17 protein-coding genes, 2 tRNA genes and 1 rRNA gene are annotated in these 19,871 nt (G+C 42.7%); 8 read left to right on the top strand and 12 right to left on the bottom strand.

The genetic code is table 11. The features are described from left to right. On the bottom strand, nt 1–618 hold a 618-nt coding region (locus JFC07_RS11770), incomplete at its 3' end, for an RNA-guided endonuclease InsQ/TnpB family protein (RefSeq protein WP_198329092.1). Nucleotides 619–1,007: 389 nt separating this feature from the next. Between JFC07_RS11770 and argB the strand changes: the two genes are divergently transcribed. After that, nucleotides 1,008–1,919, top strand: a complete 912-nt coding sequence (argB, locus tag JFC07_RS11775) for an acetylglutamate kinase (protein ID WP_198329093.1) — start codon at nt 1,008–1,010, stop codon at nt 1,917–1,919. 81 nt (nt 1,920–2,000) lie between these two features. Here argB and JFC07_RS11780 read toward each other — a convergent pair whose 3' ends face one another. Beyond that, the gene (locus JFC07_RS11780) at nt 2,001–2,378 is read right to left on the bottom strand and encodes an arsenate reductase (protein ID WP_198329094.1); all 378 of its coding nucleotides are present in this window, start codon (nt 2,376–2,378) and stop codon (nt 2,001–2,003) included. Between the two features lie 227 nt (nt 2,379–2,605). On the opposite strand from JFC07_RS11780, the gene leuS reads away from it, so the two are divergent. The 7 genes from leuS to JFC07_RS11815 all read left to right on the top strand — a co-directional run bounded on the left by leuS (nt 2,606) and on the right by JFC07_RS11815 (nt 11,770). After that, nucleotides 2,606–5,323 carry a leucine--tRNA ligase gene (gene leuS / locus JFC07_RS11785; RefSeq protein ID WP_390625430.1) on the top strand — a complete coding sequence of 906 codons (2,718 nt, stop codon included), beginning with the start codon at nt 2,606–2,608 and terminating at the stop codon, nt 5,321–5,323. Between the two features lie 97 nt (nt 5,324–5,420). Further along, nucleotides 5,421–6,140 (top strand): LPS-assembly lipoprotein LptE, encoded by a 720-nt coding sequence (locus JFC07_RS11790; RefSeq protein WP_227678277.1) that lies wholly within the window; start codon nt 5,421–5,423, stop codon nt 6,138–6,140. A 137-nt stretch (nt 6,141–6,277) separates the two neighbouring features. Next, nucleotides 6,278–7,357, top strand: coding sequence for a DNA polymerase III subunit delta (locus JFC07_RS11795; RefSeq protein WP_198329095.1), 1,080 nt, complete (start codon nt 6,278–6,280; stop codon nt 7,355–7,357). 248 nt (nt 7,358–7,605) lie between these two features. Beyond that, nucleotides 7,606–9,003 (top strand): permuted SH3 domain-containing protein, encoded by a 1,398-nt coding sequence (locus JFC07_RS11800; protein ID WP_198329096.1) that lies wholly within the window; start codon nt 7,606–7,608, stop codon nt 9,001–9,003. Between the two features lie 100 nt (nt 9,004–9,103). Beyond that, nucleotides 9,104–11,098, top strand: coding sequence for a MacB family efflux pump subunit (locus tag JFC07_RS11805; RefSeq protein ID WP_198329097.1), 1,995 nt, complete (start codon nt 9,104–9,106; stop codon nt 11,096–11,098). Between the two features lie 365 nt (nt 11,099–11,463). After that, nucleotides 11,464–11,539: transfer RNA gene (locus JFC07_RS11810), tRNA-Lys, on the top strand. Between the two features lie 155 nt (nt 11,540–11,694). After that, a tRNA-Lys gene (locus tag JFC07_RS11815) sits at nt 11,695–11,770 on the top strand. 95 nt (nt 11,771–11,865) lie between these two features. Here JFC07_RS11815 and JFC07_RS11820 read toward each other — a convergent pair. The 10 genes from JFC07_RS11820 to rrf form a co-directional block, all read right to left on the bottom strand. Continuing rightward, on the bottom strand, nt 11,866–12,648 hold the full coding sequence (locus JFC07_RS11820; protein WP_198329098.1) for an MBL fold metallo-hydrolase: 783 nt from the start codon (nt 12,646–12,648) through the stop codon (nt 11,866–11,868). Nucleotides 12,649–12,912: 264 nt separating this feature from the next. After that, entirely contained in the window at nt 12,913–15,000 is a 2,088-nt protein-coding gene (locus tag JFC07_RS11825) for a catalase (protein ID WP_198329099.1), read from the bottom strand. Nucleotides 15,001–15,453: 453 nt separating this feature from the next. Beyond that, a complete protein-coding gene (locus JFC07_RS11830; RefSeq protein ID WP_198329100.1) occupies nt 15,454–16,104 on the bottom strand; it encodes a DUF938 domain-containing protein in 651 nt (216 codons plus the stop codon). A 12-nt stretch (nt 16,105–16,116) separates the two neighbouring features. Then, a complete protein-coding gene (locus JFC07_RS11835; protein ID WP_198329101.1) occupies nt 16,117–16,581 on the bottom strand; it encodes a flavodoxin family protein in 465 nt (154 codons plus the stop codon). Between the two features lie 23 nt (nt 16,582–16,604). Then, nucleotides 16,605–17,012 (bottom strand): OsmC family protein, encoded by a 408-nt coding sequence (locus JFC07_RS11840; protein WP_198329102.1) that lies wholly within the window; start codon nt 17,010–17,012, stop codon nt 16,605–16,607. A gap of 23 nt (nt 17,013–17,035) precedes the next feature. Next, entirely contained in the window at nt 17,036–17,578 is a 543-nt protein-coding gene (locus JFC07_RS11845; RefSeq protein WP_198329103.1) for a hypothetical protein, read from the bottom strand. A 60-nt stretch (nt 17,579–17,638) separates the two neighbouring features. Beyond that, nucleotides 17,639–18,298 carry a DUF4145 domain-containing protein gene (locus JFC07_RS11850; protein WP_198329104.1) on the bottom strand — a complete coding sequence of 220 codons (660 nt, stop codon included), beginning with the start codon at nt 18,296–18,298 and terminating at the stop codon, nt 17,639–17,641. Between the two features lie 107 nt (nt 18,299–18,405). Beyond that, the gene (locus tag JFC07_RS11855; RefSeq protein ID WP_198329105.1) at nt 18,406–18,897 is read right to left on the bottom strand and encodes a hypothetical protein; all 492 of its coding nucleotides are present in this window, start codon (nt 18,895–18,897) and stop codon (nt 18,406–18,408) included. A 1-nt stretch (nt 18,898) separates the two neighbouring features. Beyond that, nucleotides 18,899–19,387, bottom strand: a complete 489-nt coding sequence (locus JFC07_RS11860) for a YfbU family protein (RefSeq protein WP_201539206.1) — start codon at nt 19,385–19,387, stop codon at nt 18,899–18,901. A 397-nt stretch (nt 19,388–19,784) separates the two neighbouring features. Continuing rightward, nucleotides 19,785–19,871, bottom strand: a 5S ribosomal RNA gene (gene rrf, locus JFC07_RS13400); the annotation flags it as partial.

Raw genomic sequence — 19,871 nt, forward strand, 5'->3', positions numbered from 1 at the left:
AATTGGGTTTTGATCCAGTGCTCGCTCACACCCAAAAGACACGTACCAGTGCCCTGATTTCTTGCTAATAGTGATGTTTTTAATGGTGCCGATGATGTCTTGTGATTTTCTAAATTTCACAAAGCCCACGCCATTAGGTAGTTTGACGCGATTACCCTCAACACGGCAATACTTATCAAATTGAACCAAGCGAATTGAGTCACAGCCATCGGATTTGCGCTTAAAGCGTGGCATTAGTGGACGAAGTGGTATCTCCATTCCATTAGCCAGTTTAAAAAACTTGGGTTTACGAGGTTTCTTTTTATTTTCTTTGAGCCTGGCATGAACTTTAGGGTCGAAAAATCGTGACCAAGCAGAGGCGAGATCACGTACTTTTTGTTGTAAAGATACGGCGTTGGCATGGGTTCTTAAGAAGTCAAAATCAGGATTGTTCTTTAGATCCATGATTTTATTAACCAAGTTGGTGGCATTAATAAATTCATTTTTGGCAAACATCTCAAATGAGATCGCTAGCATTTGATTCCAAACAAAGCGTGCAGAGCCGACAAGATTATTTAGAATAATCTGTTGCTCTGCATTAGGCTCAAGCCTAAATTTATACGCTTTGTTGATTTTCATTACCGCAACTAATTTTGTTTGATAGAATATAAATTCTAAAGATTATTTAGATTTCATACAGTAGCTAATTTGTACGCCAATCTCAACTTATCGTAGGCTTTTGATTTTTATAGAATTTAAAATTCTAATTGTTTTAACTGAAATTTTAAAAACTAAGTAAACCAATACCTTAGAAAAACAAGTTGAGAGTGGGGTTAATTTGTATAAAAATATAATAAACACTAGGCGAAATTCACCTCCACCCTAATGTCGGGTGGAGTCCTCTTTCGCTTTTAGATAGGTATTATTTAACCTTAACTTTACTAGAAAACGCCTTATTAGAGAACGCCAAAGAGAAACAAAAACTCTCAATCAATCCACCGCTTAACCCTGTCTTTTAGGAGCTTGTCATGACGCTTAATTTGGATGAAGCCAAAATTACCGCAGAAGTATTAACCACGGCGCTGCCTTATATTCAACGCTTTGTTGATAAGCTCATCGTCGTCAAATACGGCGGCAATGCCATGACCGACCCTGCGCTTGAAAGCTCGTTTGCCCGTGATATCGTGTTATTAAAAACCGTTGGTATGCATCCTGTGGTCGTGCACGGCGGCGGTCCACAAGTCGATAATTTGTTAAAAGAGCTCGGTCGTCAATCTGATCGCATCGACGGTATGCGCGTCACTGACAAAAGCACCATGGATATCGTCGAGATGGTACTCGGCGGCGGCGTCAACAAATCTATCGTCAGCCTAATCAACAAGCATGGTGGGCGCGCGATTGGTCTGACGGGTAAAGACGCCAATTTAATCCTAGCCAAAAAACTAATGATGGAAAAAATTGGCGCAGATGGTGTAGCGGCACCCGTTGATTTGGGCTTCGTCGGTGATGTGGTCAGCGTTAATAAAGACGTGATTAATATGCTGATTGCCTCTGATTTTATCCCTGTTATCGCGCCGCTTGGGGTCGATTCTGAGGGCAATACTTATAATATCAATGCCGATTTGGTCGCTGGTAAAGTCGCAGAATTCTTGCAAGCAGAAAAGCTGATGCTACTGACCAACATTAAAGGCGTGTTGGGCCGTGATGGCGAAGTGGTCACTGGACTCACCCCAAAGAAAGTCGATGGTCTTATTGAAGATGGTATTATCTCAGGTGGTATGATTCCTAAGATTCAATGCGCGCTTGACGCAGTACGTAGCGGCGTAAGAAGCGCGGTTATTGTCGATGGTCGTGTGCCACATGCCACGCTGCTCGAGATTTTTACCAACGAAGGCGTCGGCACCTTGATTAGCCGTGATTTAGATTCATCAATGAGCTAGTGAGCTGTGGTAATTTTTAGTATACAAAAGCCCGAGCTTAACATTTAAGTTCGGGCTTTTGCACTTGGTAAAAAGCTTCCTTTACGAAAAAATTTTATCAAACTCAGCTTCATTAAAACCACATAATAGTAACGGCTGACCATTATTTTTATCTACCAGCTGACCTTCAACTATTGGACGCTTAATCATACTGGTATTTTCTATAAGCAAATCAATGGCGTTATCCACATCGCTATCGGCCGCTTGCTTTTGAGCGTCTTCTAGCTTGCGCCATGTGGTACCGCGCTTATTGAGCACTTTATCGATGCCTAGCTCGTTGACCCAACGCTGTATTGTATCTTTATCAATGCCTTGTTTTTTATAGTCATGAAAATCGTAGTTAACGCCTAGCTCATCAAGTTTGGTAAAGGCTTTTTTCATAGTGCTACAAGATTTGATACCGTAAATAGTGATGGTCATAAAAACTCCAAATCAATGATCATTATTTTGATTATTATACCTAACAGTGATGAGCATTTGGTTTATGACGACAAAAACAATCATAAGCGCATTCACTTTGCAGATTTATCACCTTTACAGTGAGTAAACGCTCTATCATATCGTCGCAATTTTTGCCAAATTACGCTATGCTATGGCATTGTAAAATTTTACCCAATTTATCTGTAATAACCTATTCCGAGCCAACTATGAGCAACGCCGTGACAGCAGAAACTGCTAATACTACCCATACCAATAATACTTCTATCGATAACGCCCAGTATCAGCCGCAACTTATTGAAGCCGCGCAGCAAGCCAAATGGGCAACTGACAAGCGTTTTGAAGTCAGCAACGAGCCAAGTGACAAGCCAAGTCGCTATATGCTGTCGATGTTCCCTTACCCAAGCGGTAAGCTGCATATGGGTCACGTGCGTAACTATACCATCTCTGATGTGCTAAGCCGTTATTATCGCCTAAAAGGCTATGAGGTCATGCAGCCAATGGGTTGGGATGGTTTTGGTCTGCCAGCAGAAAACGCGGCAATTGCCAATCAGACGCCGCCTGCCAAATGGACATTTGCCAATATTGATAGCATGCGCGCACAGCTTAAATTACTTGGCTTATCGATTGATTGGTCACGCGAATTTGCTACTTGTAGCCCTGAGTATTATCAGTGGGAGCAGTGGTTATTTTTGCAATTATACAAAAAAGGCTTGGTTTATAAAAAGCTTGCCACCGTTAACTGGGATCCGGTCGACAATACCGTCTTAGCCAACGAGCAAGTCATTGATGGTAAAGGCTGGCGTAGTGGCGCAATGGTCGAAAAGCGCGATATCCCGATGTATTACTTTAACATCACCGATTATGCCGATGAGCTGCTTGATGATTTAGATCAACTAGAAGGTCACTGGCCATCTGAAGTACTGACCATGCAGCGCAATTGGATTGGTCGTAGTGCCGGTATGGAAGTCCATTTCCCTTATGAGCTGGCAGGCGAAACCAATACCTTAGATGTGTTCACGACGCGTCCTGATACCTTGATGGGCGTCACCTATGTCGCCGTTGCGGCCGAGCATCCATTGGCACAATATGCTGCTGAACAAGATGAGGCGATTGCCCAGTTTAATGCGCTGTGTAAAAAAGGCTCAGTTGCTGAAGCAGATTTGGCTAAAGCTGAAAAAATTGGCATGGATACTGGTCTGACCGTCACTCATCCACTGACTGGCGAAGAAGTGCCAGTATGGGTTGCCAACTATGTACTGATGAGCTATGGCTCGGGTGCGGTGATGGCGGTTCCTGCTCATGATGAGCGCGATTATGAGTTTGCCACCAAATATAATTTGCCAATTAAGCAAGTGATTGACATTCCTGCTGGCTTTTTAGATCAAGTAGAAGCCGATGCCAAAGCCAATAATACGCAAAGTAACCGCGCTTATACCGAGCGCAATACCTTAGTCAATTCAGGCGAATTTGACGGCATGGACTTCAAGCAAGCGTTTGAAGCCATGCTAGCGAAGCTTGAGCCACAAAAGCTTGCCAAGAAAAAAATCCAATACCGTCTACGCGATTGGGGTGTTTCTCGCCAGCGCTATTGGGGCTGCCCTATCCCAATGGTCAACTGTGAGCATTGCGGTACGGTGCCGGTTGAAGAGCAAGATTTGCCAGTGGTCTTGCCAACTGACGTCGTCCCTGACGGTCGCGGTAATCCGCTAAAAAATATCCCAGAATTTGTCAATACCACTTGTCCTAAATGTGGTAATCCTGCTGAGCGCGAAACCGATACCTTTGACACCTTTGTCGAATCAAGCTGGTACTACGCGCGCTTCGCCAGTCCGCACGATACAACCAACATGGTCAACAAATCTGCGGCCAATAAATGGTTGCCGGTCGACCAATATATCGGCGGTGTCGAGCATGCGGTTATGCATTTGCTTTATGCGCGATTCTTCCATAAGCTCATGCGCGATGAAAACTTGGTATCAGGCGATGAGCCATTTGCCAATCTGATGACCCAAGGTATGGTACTTGCTGGTACTTTCTACCGCGTCAATGCCGATGGCAGTACCACTTATTACTTCACCGAAGACATCGATATCGACTATAACGAACGCGGTCAGCCGATTAAAGCGACTTTGAAATCTGACGGTCAGCCAGTGACGATTGGTAAAATCGAAAAAATGTCGAAGTCAAAAAACAACGGCGTCGACCCACAACTTACCATTGATAAATATGGCGCGGATACCGTTCGTTTATATACGCTATTTACTGCGCCTGCCGACCAAACCCTTGAATGGTCAGATGATGCGCTAAAAGGCCCTTATAACTTTGTTAAAAAAGTTTGGCGCATTGCGACCGAGCACATGCAAGCGCTTTCTGATGCCAATTTAACCCTTGAGCAGCTTAATAATGCAGCACTCAATACCGATAGCTTAAGCAAAGAAGCCAAAGCCCTACGCCGTAAAACCCATGAAACCATTGGCAAGATTGATAGTGATTTGGGTAAACGCTTGGCACTTAATACGCCAGTTTCTAGCTTAATGGAGCTTGCCAATGAGCTTGCTAACTTTAAAGCAAACGGCGAGCAAGACTTGCAAGTACAGCATGAAGCTTTGATTGATTTATTGATTATCCTCTCGGTATACGCGCCGCACATCGGTGAGCATGTGCTTGAGCAATTAGGTATGGATACCGTTACTCTAGGCTATCCAGAAGTCGATACAAGCGCTCTCGTGCAAGATATGATTACAATGGTGGTGCAGGTGAACGGTAAAATGCGCGGTAAAATGGATGTCGCACCTAATAGCGATCCTGAGCAGCTAAAAGCGCAAGCAAAAGCGCTTGAAGGCGTGGCAAAATTCCTTACAGGCGAGATTAAAAAAGAAATCGTCGTACCGAATAAACTGGTTAATATCGTGGTGGCAGGCTAGACCTTTTAAGGATTAAGTTTTTAAACGCTGCGACTTCAATCATGGCGTTTTCAAACTCTCTTTCTTGGGTCTTCTTATCAAAATAAGGATAGCGATTATGTCGTATCAGCACCGAGCTTTGCAGGCACAGCAAACAAAATCAGACGGACAAAGCACCATGACTTATAAATCAAGCGCGCAAAAACTGGCAACGATGCTACTGACAGCTTTGCCAATGTTTGCAGTTTTGGGCGCAGGTGCTAGTCTTAGTGGTTGCGGCTTTCAGCTACGCGGCTATGATGCGCCAATGTTGTTTGACGTCAACAAAACCGCGGTGATTATCGAAGACAATCGCACCTCATTTCCATTAAAACTGCCCCTCGTCAGTCGCTTAAAAGCGTTAGGGGTCGAAGTTATTGATAATATGACCTTAGCAGATGTGGCTAACAATAACCGAAAAGCGGGCGCTGAACCTATCGCGGCAATCACCGTGAACAATGTCCGCTTTAAGCGTTACGAGTTAGTTGGCGTCTTAACAGAGATTCGCTTGGTAATGTCAGCTGATGTTAGCTATCAAAGCATCGAGAATGGCAAACCTGTGACACTGACCAACCCTATCCAAGTTGAGCGTAGCTACCAGTATAACGAAGCATCGGTAAGTACCGATGATCAGCAAGGCGACCAAATTCGTGATTGGCTTTACGATAGTTTAGCACGCCGAATTACTGACCAATATGTGGCGATTGCGCTGCCTAAGATTGCTCCTAACAGTAGCAAACCCGCTATGCAAAATGGTAAAGGCTCAGTATCTACTGCCGTGATAGCACCAAAATCTTAATGTTAGTTTTTTATTTTTAAAATTAATTTTTAAAAACATCCTTATTAAAACTGCCTATATTTAAACGCTTTTCTGTTTAAAGCGTTTAAATATAACCAGCTTTAATCACCTATTCATAACCTTGTGTCATTCTCTCTATGCAAGATACCTTTATACAAGCTTATCCAAAACTGCTACAGCCTTCCGTTGCAGTAGCGGGCTTGTGGTTGGCGCACGGTGATGAGCCGTTACTCAGTCAATGGCTTATCGATGCGCTGCGTCCGCATTGGCGCGCACAGAATTACGCTATTAAGCGTATCGAGCTGGTATCAGTGAAGAGTTGGCAAGAAGTGTTGTCAGAGCTTGTCAGTCAGTCTTTATTCGATGATGCAAGTGCGCTTATCGTAACAGGCAACCATAAACCTGATAAAGCCGTTATTGCCGAGCTTGAACGTTTTGCCATCGATGCGCAGACAGGGGCGCATAGCCATAGCTTGTTATGGCTCACACCAAAGCAAGACAAACGCGCGCAGACCAGCAAATGGTTTGCACCGTTTGCGCAATATGGTCATATTATCGATTGCAATTTGTATAACGAGCAGCAGCGCCAGCAGTTATTGCAGATACAAGCCCAGCAGTTTGGCTTAACCTTATCGCAAGAAGCTTGGCAACTCTTGATGTCACATACCGAACATCATCTGCTTAGTGCCTATCAAACCTTGTGGCGGCTATCGTATTTATTTGCGCCGCAATTGATGGCAGAGGTTGATAGTAAAAATACTAGTCATGAAAACCCTTCTAGCCAGCCTCTGACAAACGTGGCATTAGATATTAATGATTTACAAGCGGCATTGGTCAGTGATGCGCAGTTTAGTGTGTTCGATTTATCCGATGCCATGCTTGCTGGCAATAGCGCCCAAGTTGCCAAAATTATCTTTCAACTTAAAGCCACTGATGAACCAACCACTTTGGTTTTATGGGCAATTAGTAAAGACATGCGCCAGATTATACAACTAATGGATGGACAAGACCCGCAAGCACTTGGCATTTGGCGTAGCAAACAAGGCCTATATCAGCAAGCGTGCCGCCGCCACTCAAAATCTCAAACAGCCACTTGGCCAGCATTGCTTTATAAATGTGACCAAGCGATTAAGGGTTTGGTGCGCCAGCCAGCGTGGGAGTTATTATTACAAGCAGCGCTTGAGCTATCAGGGCAACGTCTGTTTAAAGCCCATTAGACTATCAGGCAAGCAAGCAAAAAAACGTCTTCCTGTCCCGCGTCATCATCTAAAGCATTTATTACTAAACAACTCATCATTTTTTCTTATTTAACCCTCTATGTAGGGTTGTTTTTTTGTTTAAAATTTAATAGTTATTACCGTTACAATTCTTCCTCTTAACGTTTCGCAAACTAATTGCCATTCCCTTTTGGTCGCCAAGCCTCTACTATAGCTACACTTGATTTAACTGTGATTGGATTGTTGTCATGCGCAAAATGAGCAAAAAGTCTGCTATTAAATGGGGCGTCATTGCCCTTGTCATCGTAGCTTTAGGGGCTTTAGCCTACAAAACCTTTAAACCAAAAGACACCACACCCAACTATCTAACGGCGACCGCTGAGATTGGCGATATCGAAAATAACGTCATGGCATCGGGTAAAGTAAAGGCGTTAAATACCGTCGATGTGGGTGCGCAGGTATCTGGTGAAGTGACGCGGCTGTTTGTCGACGTCGGCGATGAAGTCAAAAAAGGCGATTTAATTGCGCAGATTGATCAGGTGACGCAAAAGAATAATTTAAGTAATGAGCAAGCGAGCCTCGAGCAAAGTGAAGCGGCGTTACAAAGCGCGCGTGCCGAGTCGCTAAGCCGTCAAGCGAGTCTAAAAAGTGCGCAAGCGGATCTTGCCAGCCGTCAAGCTGAATTAAAGCAAGCACAAGCAGATTTCTCACGCTTGCAAGGTTTACTGGCTATCGATGCCATATCACAGCAAGATTACGATACGCAAGCGACCAAAGTTGCCACCGCACAAGCATCAGTCGCCAATGCCCGCGCTGCTATCGATACCGCAAAAGCAGCGATTGCAACAACTGAGGCCAATATCAACAGCCAACAGGCAGCATTACGTAAATCTCAAACCAACGTTAGCACTGCGCAGGAAGATTTAAGCTATACCACCATTCGCGCGCCGATGTCGGGGACAGTGGTATCGGTGACCACTGAGCAAGGGACGACGGTCAACGCCAATCAAACTGCGCCAACCATTGTGACCTTAGCGGATTTATCAACTGTGCGTATCAATGCGCAAATCTCTGAAGCCGACGTCATTAACGTCAAAGCAGGCTTGCCCGTTTATTTTAATATCATCGGTAATCCCGACCAAAAATACGACGCGACCCTCAAAGCCATCGAACCCGCTCCTGAGAAAATCAGCGACACCAGCTCGACCGATGCCGCCATCTACTATGTCGGTTATATTGAAGTCCCTAATACCGAGCGCCGCTTTCGTATCGATATGACCGCGCAAGTTTATATCGTCATCAACCAAGCAAAAGACGCGCTACTTATTCCTTCTGCTGCCCTGCAGCCTGCCGGTAAATCTCGCAAGTCTGGCAATGCTAAAAAGGGCGCAGCTACTGCTAATACTGCCGCAAGTGGTGATAATAACTCTCGCCCAGATAATGACTCTGGTGCAACCATGGCGATGGTACGTGTCCTTAAAGCCGATGGTGAAGTCGTTGAGCAAACGGTCAAAGTCGGTATCAATAACCGAGTTAATGCGGAAATATTAAGCGGTCTAAAAGAAGGTGATGAAGTCATATTAAGCGAAGAAGGTGCTGATAAAGGCAAAGGCGGTAAAGGTAGCAGAGGCGGTCGACCCTTCTAGTATTTAAAGTTTGCTAAGAATATTTAAATAAATCGACGCCAGCAGTACATCAACTTTGGCTTTGATAATGACTTAAGATTTGAGATAAGCAGGATAGCAAATGAGTAATCAAGACCTGACGCTTAATGCCACTGGCAAGCCTTTGATGGAAGTCAAAGGCTTGATTAGAGAGTTTCCAGCTGGTGAGCAGACCATTCGCGTCTTACATGATATCAATTTGACCATCAACCAAGGTGAGATGGTCGCTATCATTGGCCAATCGGGCTCAGGCAAATCCACCTTGATGAATATCTTGGGCTGCTTAGATCAAGCAACGGCGGGCGACTATAAAATATTTGGTCAATCGGTCAGCCGCTTAGATGCCGATGAGCTGGCAAAACTACGCCGTGAGCACTTCGGTTTTATTTTTCAGCGCTATCATCTATTGGGTGATATCAACGCCCGCGATAACGTTTCGGTACCCGCAGTCTATGCAGGGATGGATGGACAAGTTCGCAGCGAGCGCGCCGAAAAGCTATTGTCAGACTTAGGACTCGGCGACAAGGTAAATAATCGACCAAGTCAGCTATCGGGCGGTCAGCAGCAGCGTGTCTCTATCGCAAGGGCACTAATGAATGGCGGCGATATCATCTTAGCCGATGAGCCAACGGGTGCGCTTGATAGTAAATCGGGCGAAGATGTCGTCCAAATCCTCAAAGATTTAAATGCCCAAGGTCATACCATCATCATGGTCACCCACGACCCTAGCCTTGCCGCTCAAGCTGAGCGTGTCATTGAAATCAAAGACGGCTATATCATTGCCGACTATAAAAACGACGATTATCAGCATGCAGAACCACAGCCAGCAGCTGTCATAGATAAGCACCGTAAAAGCGCGTTTAGCAGCTTTATCGACCGCTTATTTGAAGCGTTTAAAATGTCCTTGCTTGCCATGCGCGCCCATAAAATGCGCACCTTATTGACGATGTTAGGAATTATCATTGGTATTGCGTCGGTGGTATCAGTCGTCGGTCTTGGTAAGGGCTCACAAGAGCAGATATTGTCCAATATCAGCTCTTTAGGTACCAATACCATCACCGTCACTGATGGCTACCCCTACGGCGACCCTAGACGGCAGTACAACGATGACAATCTAACCCCGCAAGACGCTCAAGCGGTCGCTGACCAGCCGTATGTGGTCAGTGTCAGCCCGCAGCTCAATAGCAATATGAACGTCCGCTATCGTAATATCCAAGAAGCTGCTAGCATTAGCGGCGTTGGTAAAGACTATCTTGATGTCAGCGGTGAAAAGTTAGCTCTAGGTCAAGGTTTCGATGAACAAAGTATCTTACGCCGTACCCAAGATATTATTATCGATGATAATGCCAATAAAACCTTTTTCCCCGACAATGCCAATCCGATTGGCGAAGTCTTACTCATAGGCAGCGTTCCTGGGCGCGTTATTGGCGTCTTAGAGCCAAACGATGGCGGCTTTCGTCGTAGCGTTGATTCGCCTACGCTCTATATGCCCTACACTACCATGATGTCGCGGCTGATAGGCAGCGCTTATATTGAAAGCTTTGTCGCGCTGATTGATAACAATATCTCCTCTGCCGCCGCTGAAGCTGCTATCTCTGAGCTTATGATAGGTCGGCATGGCACCGATGATTTTCGCATCCGTAACTCAGACTCGATTCGCCAAACCATTGAAGCGACCACCGCAACAATGACCTTGCTGATATCTTCTATCGCTATTATCTCGCTAATCGTCGGCGGTATTGGCGTCATGAACATCATGCTGGTATCAGTGACCGAGCGCACCAATGAGATTGGCGTACGTATGGCCGTTGGAGCGCGTCAAAGCGATATCATGCAGCAGTTTCTCATTGAAGCCGTTTTGGTCTGTATTTTAGGCGGACTATTGGGGATTGGGCTGGCGTTTGCCATCGGTGAAATCATCAATCGTGTTGGTGGTGACAGCTTCCAAGTCATTTATTCACCAACATCTATTATTGCCGCCTTTATTTGCTCGACGCTGATTGGGGTTGTTTTCGGCTTTTTGCCCGCTCGTAACGCTGCCAAATTAGATCCCGTAGAAGCACTATCTAGAGATTAGAATAATTTTATGATTAAAGTTAACGGGTAGCGTTAAAAAACGAGGGTGAAAATGGCTCTCAAAACGTAATTATTATAAAATCCTAAGGTCTCTAAAAGTCAATTAACGCTTAAATTTAAAAAAATAGGATTAATTTACACAGATTTGCACTTTTTTTAACATTCGGGGTTGTAATTGTCATAATTATATATATAATGTGCTCTCACGTTTAGAGATACAAATAATCTAAACGGGTAAACAAGCTTATTGCCTCTTTTGTTATTGGTTAATCCATAAATAAAGAAATTAAGCTTTAAGAATTTTACCTAATAAGTAAGATTCTCTTGCAGAGCTAAAAAAGCAATGCTTTTTTTATACACTCTTCAGGGCCGATAGCTCAGTTGGTAGAGCAGTTGACTTTTAATCAATTGGTCCCGCGTTCGAGTCGCGGTCGGCCCACCATATTTAGTATGATGCTTATTATGTATGCTACCCTATCTGGTAGTAGCGTAATAAGTTTAAAGACATTGTTTTTGATGTCTAGTTTTAATAAATTTCCCTTTAAGGAAATTTATCTTGCAGAGCTAAAAAAGCAGTGCTTTTTTTTACACTCTTCAGGGCCGATAGCTCAGTTGGTAGAGCAGTTGACTTTTAATCAATTGGTCCCGCGTTCGAGTCGCGGTCGGCCCACCATATTTAGAAAAGCCCAGTCATTTAATGATCGGGCTTTTTTTATGCGCTTTTTATTTTGGTGAAGCTTTAGTTTATAGCGTAAACGTTTTTAGCTTTCAACGTTTACGCTTACGGAGGCTAAAGCCATCATCTTGGCGCCAAAGCAATTTATGTTTAATGGTATCTTTGATGGTGCGCCGATGCTTAGGTGCTTGCGCAATTAGACTGTCAAAAGTTGCAGCATCGATACCCAACTCATAACCATGCGCCATCATGACATTAGACGGTTGTAAGTCTTTTACCTTTTGTAGCGACTTGATATAAACTTTGGGATCATAAATAGGAAATGGCGCGACAAACTTATGGTGCAGCTTGATGATTAAATCGGCGGTATAGACCTCACGACTTGGCAGATGAAATAAAGACAAATCACGATCTGTATGCCCTGGCGTCTCAAATACCTGCCAATCATCAAAATGCGGTACGGTATCGCCATCACTAACGGTCAAATCAGGTTGCAGATACGCAGGATACCAGAGCCTTTTAAAAGGACGTCCTTGACGCTTGGCCACATAATGAGCTAAACCCAAATCAATCAAATGCATGACTTGCCCGCCGATGCCGCTATACCACTGCGTTTCTCTAGCAGCAGAGACAATCAAGCAACCAGTCGCTTTTCTAAGCTTTTGCGCGCCGCCGGCATGATCTGGATGCATATGAGTAACGACCACTACTTTTAAATCAGTAATAGGACGCTTTAGCGTATCTTTAATATAACCCAACACCAGCGCCACATCAGGGCGACAACCGCCGTCCAATAGCATTAACTTATCTGGATAAACCGCCAGATAGCTACTTTGAATATAGCCATCCAAACGTACAATTTGACATAAACTCATTTATCTTCCTTGACCGCTTTTCTTGTCATTCCTATGTTTCATTAACGAATTATTTATTCACTTTATTGCTAATACGATGAAAGCTTGTCCTTTAGTATAACGCTCGCTATCCTAAAATAAATGTCTTTGAGTGAACGCTTGTGACTAGAGATAAATCGCTGATAACGTATTGATAGGATATTTAAAACGTTACCCAATAAAAAACCCAGCGCAGCGGCTGAGTTTTTTATTATTACAAGAGGGAGTTAATAAGCTAAATGTCAATTAAGCCAAGTCGCGTACCTTTGGCTCACGCTCCCACAAACGTGATTTGGCATTTTCAATAAAGCTATCAATCTCAGCGAGTGGCGTCACAAACGCATCTTTTTCAACGGGTAGTTTGCTTAAGATAAACTCATCGGTCGCGCCGCAATAAGCAATCGCTTTGCAGTGCACATAAGCATCATTGAACCAATCCAACGTTGCGCTGTCTTTAGCCAGCTTCTTCGCTTGATCTGGCATAATGATACTAACCACGGCATCAAACATGACTGACGGACCACCAGAGACACGCTCATCGGCTTGTATGATAGTGCCATCATCTAAAGTGACTTCTTTATTTGGTGCCACAATCTTAACGCGCGCGCCCTCTGCCATAGCCGCCTCTTCAAATTTCTTAATCTCACTATGCTTTGAGCCTTCTGCGACTAAAATCCCAATCATACGTGCTTTTAAACTCTTTGGCGTACGACCAATGGTTTGTAATGGCTCAGAGGTTGGCAAATCTTGTACTGGCGCTGCTGGTTCTATTGCTTCTGGTAGTTTCATTCCTAATGCCGTTGCCACACGATTTGCCAAGTCTTCGTCAATGTTCACTAAATGACCAAGCATTCGTGTTCGTACATGCGGGGTATCTACTTTGCCAAGCTCAAACGCATAAGCAGAAGCGATATGAGCTTGCTCAGCTGGCGTCTGGCTACGGTAAAACATACGCGGTTGACTATAATGGTCCGCAAAGCTTTCAGCGCGCACGCGACCTTTAATGCCATCATCTAGCTGCTCGTGGAACGACTCAAAGCCTTTTTTTACGCTTTCACGTGGGCGCTCAGGATCTAAACTTTGTGGATCATACAGAGTACGAGTTTTCGGTATTTGCATTTGCATATGACCGTCTTGCTGATTGTTTGCAAACGGACATTTTGGCGCATTAATCGGAATCTGCGCAAAGTTTGGTGATCCCAAACGCGACAGCTGCGTATCTAGATAGCTAAATAAGCGGCCTTGCAATAATGGGTCGTTACTAAAGTCGATGCCCGGTGGCAAATGCGATGGGCAGAAAGCCACTTCCTCAGTCTCAGAGAAGAAGTTATCTGGATAGCGATTGAGTACCATTTTACCTACGATGCGCACGGGTACCAATTCTTCTGGAATCAGTTTGGTCGCGTCTAAGTGATCAAATGGGAACTCATTGGCTTCTTCTTCAGTAAATAACTGAACACCGAACTCCCACTCTGGATAATCGCCATTATTAATCGCTTCAAATAAATCACGGCGATTATAATCAGGATCGGCGCCCGAGATTTTGACTGCTTCATCCCAAATCAGCGATTGTACCCCAAGGACTGGTTTCCAATGGAAACGTACAAAGGTGCTCTTGCCATCTTTATTAATAAAACGATAACTGTGAATACCAAAGCCTTCCATCATACCAAAGCTACGCGGTAGCGCGCGGTCACTCATCAGCCAAATGACATTGTGCATGGTTTCAGGGCTAAGCGAGACAAAATCCCAAAAGGTATCATGAGCAGAGGCCGCCTGCGGAAAGCCGCGATCTGGTTCTGGTTTCACCGCGTGTACCAAATCAGGGAATTTCATCGCATCTTGAATAAAGAAAATCGGCATATTATTACCGACGATATCCCAGTTACCCTCTTCGGTATAAATCTTCACCGCAAAACCGCGCACATCACGCGGCGTATCTTTTGAGCCCTTATTACCCGCTACGGTAGAAAAACGGGTAAACAAAGGCGTCTGCTTACCCGTTTCGGTAAGAATTTTCGCTGTCGTATACTCTTCTAATGATTCGGTCAGCTCAAAATAACCATGGGCGGCACTACCACGCGCATGCACCACACGCTCAGGAATACGCTCATGGTCAAAATGCGTAATTTTTTCGCGTAAAACAAAATCTTCTAATAACGTGGGGCCACGAGTATTGGCTCTAAGCGAGTTTTGATTGTCAGAAATGACAACACCTTGCTGGGTGGTCATCGCTCTTGTATCACCATCAGCACGCTGATGCGTTTCGCCGCCATTACCACGTTCGGTATTCATATTTTTAGCGGGGTCGGTATGATCAATATTCTTCTTCATAAAACATCCTAGCTAATGAGTAAAATGGACTACAGGTAGCCCACCAAATAAACACCAACACAGTTTTATATCCTTAGAGATAGCTTTGACTTCACATGTCGTTTAATTTTCTGTGTTCAGTGCGATTGTTTCTTGATAGATGAGAATGCTGTTAAACATTAAGTCATGACAGCATCGATAAGCTCATCAATTATATTACTCAAAATCTGCCCTAGGTATGTCACATATATCGTTAAGCGTGTTGATTTTTGGTTACGCATCAGCCAAATCACGTCTGTTTGCAAACACGCTTTTATAGTGAAATCATGATGAGAATAAAGACAGAAAAAGCTGATGAGCAGCTATGTATGAAGGGTTAAACGCTATAAAAAGATTTTTAAGGGTTTAGCGGATAAATATGATTAGAATGACTTAGAAGATAGGAGTGAGTTTTTAAAATATACTTTTAAAATATTACGGCATGTCAGCGCTCTTCTGAAAAACCAATATCTCATTATTGGCGGGCATTTTATAGCGATTTATTAGCAATAAATGCTGTTTTTCTGCCACTGCTGTGATGTCTTCTAAAGCACGAATGCCGCTGTTGCTATCACGCTGCCGAAGACTGTAGTCAAATTGACGATTACTTTCACTGCTATAACGGCCATTTTCGTTAAAGGGCCCATAAATAATGAGCTTACCCTCTAAAGGTAGCATATCACCAACCGTTTCAAATAATCGAGTAACCAGCGACCAAGACATAATATGCAGAGTATTGGCGGTAAATACCGCATCGTAAGGCGCATTGATAGTCTTATTTATCGGTATTGAATCAGATGCTACGTCAAAGCTTAGCGGCGCATATAAGTTCGGGGCAGGATACGCAGCATGCCAAGCATTGATAATGGCGTGATTGGCGTACACATCACTGGTCTGCCAGTGTAAATGCGTCAAACGTGGCGCAAAATAGACACTATGCTGCCCCGTTCCTGAACCCACTTCTAAGACATGATGCGAATTTTTTAACTCTTGCTGTAAGACTTCTAGTATTGGCTGCTTATTATTTTCGCAAGCTTGAGAAAATGGTAGATTAGAAATTATATTACCTAAGTTATCCTTAACCATAAAAACACCTTATTAATAAATGCCCGCTTCTACCCCAGCTGCCAGTGTCATCGCCAACTCTTCGACTTGCTCAGTAAATACCTCTTGCCAATCACCTTGTAAAATCAGCGCTTCTTGAATCCATTCCCAACGCAATCCAGTGGTAATGGTTTTTATAGCAAGCTTGGTACCCGTGCCATCATGACCTGCGCGAACATATAGTGCAAACGGCATACCCTGCTTCTTCTCTAACACCGGATAATAACAGCGATCAAAAAAGTCTTTGGTCAGCCCCGCCATATATGCCAAGTTCTCAGTCGTGCCTAATAATAACGCATCCGCAGCTAACACATCTTCAGGCTGCGTATCTTGAGGAGATTTGAGTATGACGTTGATATCTATATCGGTGTGATTGGCACCATCGTAGGCTGCTTGCGCTAGCTTTTTGGTATTCGGTGATGGCGCATGCACGACGATAAGTAAGGTTTTGCTAGCCATTTCAATCACCTTTATAGAGGTTACTAGTTTTTGGTATTAATAGTCACTCTTTGAATGATATCAGGATGAATGCTTTTCGCAACCGGACAAGTAAGCGCAGTGTTGTAAAGTATTTTTTGCGTTTTATCGTCTAACTCTTGATTAAAAGTGATCTCGACATGTATTTCACTGACACGTCTTGGCTCAGCAGCCATTATCTTAGTCACCTCAGCGGTAGTACCTGCAATGTCGATTTCCATGTCACGCGCTTTAATACCAATGATTGTCAGCATACAACTTGCTAAACTAGTTGCCAATAAATCAGTCGGTGAAAATGCTTCACCTTTACCCTGATTATCCACTGGCGCATCAGTAATAATTTCATTGTTTGATTGCAAGTGAATGGCTGTGGTGCGTAGGTCGCCTTGATAGGTTACTTTTGAGGTAGTCATAGTTTTCTCTTTCATAGTTCTGTTTAATAGTTATAATTTATTGCACCCTTCAATGCCCATACAACCACATCATCTTTCTCAAGCTGAGGTTGCCGACCTAATTCAAAATTAGGGCACATGAAAAATACAAACTTTAACCTAGCATTAGTTTTCAGTACTTTATCTATGTCTTTCTTGATCTTCTGATTGCTTGTTGGAGCTACTGCAGCAAAAACTTCAGCAGCTAGTTCACCACATTCAGATTCAATATCTGAACCTGGAGCAGTTCCAAGATTAAGTCTAAATGGAGTTAGTTCTGGGTGTTCAGTAAATAAAATTTCCAATGCATAGAATGATGCTAGATAGGTAAAAGACTGGTTAATCTGCTCGATTATATTGAGTGCACGATTAGAGTTTAAAGGATCAAAACCTATACCGCCAAACTTCATTTTTGAAAAGAGCGTTTGTGAAGAATTTGAGGTAATCTCAGAGCTAATCTGCGACAAAGTTTTATCCATTGATTCGTATAGTTCTTGCTCAAGTTGTTTGAGCTCTTCGATATCATTTACTGTGAAAGATTTAAGCATACAATTCCATTAGAATATAACACTTCACTAAATTACCAGCAAAGAAATAAGCATTATCAATCAATCTAAATAAATAGCTAAAAACTGTTCAATATCTCTAATCATCATGGTTACATCATTATCAGAAAATTCTTCAGGCTTTCCATGTGCAGCACTATTTCTTATATCTGCTAAAGCAGTAATTCTCTTCTGTTGAAGCTTGTTATAAATACCTGCTTTCGCAAGATCTGAATTCATTTTATCTAATTTACCTATAGCTAAACCATTTTGATAACATAAATCACGAAGTGTTGTTTCTAACACGACTCCAGCAATAACTGCCGCTGCTAAACTATAGCCATTTGATAGCAGTTCTTGGGCTTGTTCTAGCTCACTATCAAAAACATCTGCCTGTATCAAATTTTTTATTGAGGTTAAATAACCATTTTTATAGTCATCCATTGCTGCTATAAATACAGACTTCATCCTTTTAAATGCGTCCCAATTAGTTTGATAACTAATTATTTTTTCTGCTTCTATAAATGCTTCATAATGTTGCGAATCTTTGCCACACGTAGAAACAAGTAAGTTTTTGGTTTTGACCTTCCAAGTTAGAGTTTTATCATTATCTATGACATCAACAGTTCCAAAAAGCTGACTATTTTGTTTTCCGTGCGTTGCTTCAATTTCTTCAATTTCCCTGAATAATTGATCAAACCTATCGGATAATTTTTGAATCATTTGTATAACCCTATTTTAGTTTAACCTCAATCTAATCAGATGTTATAGTTATAGCTACGAAAAAATGCAACTAACTAAAAATTCAGACCTATCTACTCTATTATTATTTACTCAACGACACTCTCCTTTTGATCAGTTAATTCTCGCTTCAAATTGGGTGAAAAGCCAACAACAATATTTAATATATTCGAACCATGCTCTGATATTTTCTTTCCAGAAGATGCTTTCCTAAACTCAATTAACTCCAAATATATCTCATTATAAGTCTCATCTGCGACATTAGTTGAATGATCTGAAAAATAATCTCTAAATGATTTTAGTTTATGTATAAAATCTAATACTACCTCTGCGTCTAAATTATGAGATATACCAGCTAATCCTTTAGGATTAGATGAACCATACTTATTGAATGCTTTTTGCGCTGCGTTTAGTAATGCCTGAAGCTCTGATAGCTCTGAAGTTTTACGATGACTAATAAGCTGATGCTTTATTGATTGCGCCAAATTTGCAGCTTTCTTAGCGATATTTGCCTGTCTTAATGCATAGATTGCACCTAAAATAGAGCAAACCGAACCAATCCAATTAACTATTTCGCTCATCTCAAGCTTCCAATATCGAGGCTATCTGTTCTGTTGTAAGATCAAAATCAAAATTCCGCCATACTTTTAACTGTCTGCGATACTGTTCGAGCATTCTAGTATGACTATTAAATCGTGGGAATGACTGACCATACTTTAGTTCTTCAAACCTTTCTAAGTCTATAACAAAATACTGAACATAATTTCTTAATGCCGATTCATTATTGCCATCAAACCCTTTAAACTTAATGTTGTTAGGAATTTCCGCTCCTGAGTTGTTATTGAGCCATGAGAAAGTAATAGATCGATACATATCTAAAATATCTAAAACCTCCTTGCACTCTTCAGTAGTTAAACCTTCGCTTAAATTCTCAGTCAACCAAGAGTACTGTAGTTCAAATCCATACTCTAATGCTTTTCTGTTTTTAGCGTGATAGTCAGCTTCATCTGGATATAATTTCTCTAGAATCAGCAGCTGATTAATTAGTTCATACCTTTTCAATTTGTCCATTTATTATCCTTTGAAGAGTAACTATTGTTTAATTTAAATTTAAAACTAATCCATTATCGAAACTCTACCAATATAGCATTAATGAACTAGAAATATAAAGTTTAAGGATAAATGCCAAATCTAGACAAAAAAAGCCCCCCAACTTAATTGTTGGGGGGCTTTTTAGGGAATATAGAGCTGACGATGACCTGAGCGCCGTTAAGGCAAAGCACTGCTAACTGCGAGCACAACTCTTGTCTTGCGTCGGGCGCAACAGTGTTTCGCTTAATCCTCCTCAAGGCAGCGCAAGAGCCAATCCTTTAAATAGGATTGGCTGCGTAGGTCACATGGTAATGAATAGGATTAAAAGATAAAAAAAAGAGCCACCCAGTTAAGGATGACTCTTCTTAGAATAGAGAGCTGACGATGACCTACTCTCACATGGCCGGGGCCACACTACCATTGGCGCGATGATGTTTCACTTCTGAGTTCGGGAAGGGATCAG

Source organism: Psychrobacter faecalis, assembly GCF_016107575.1.
Lineage (GTDB): Bacteria > Pseudomonadota > Gammaproteobacteria > Pseudomonadales > Moraxellaceae > Psychrobacter > Psychrobacter faecalis.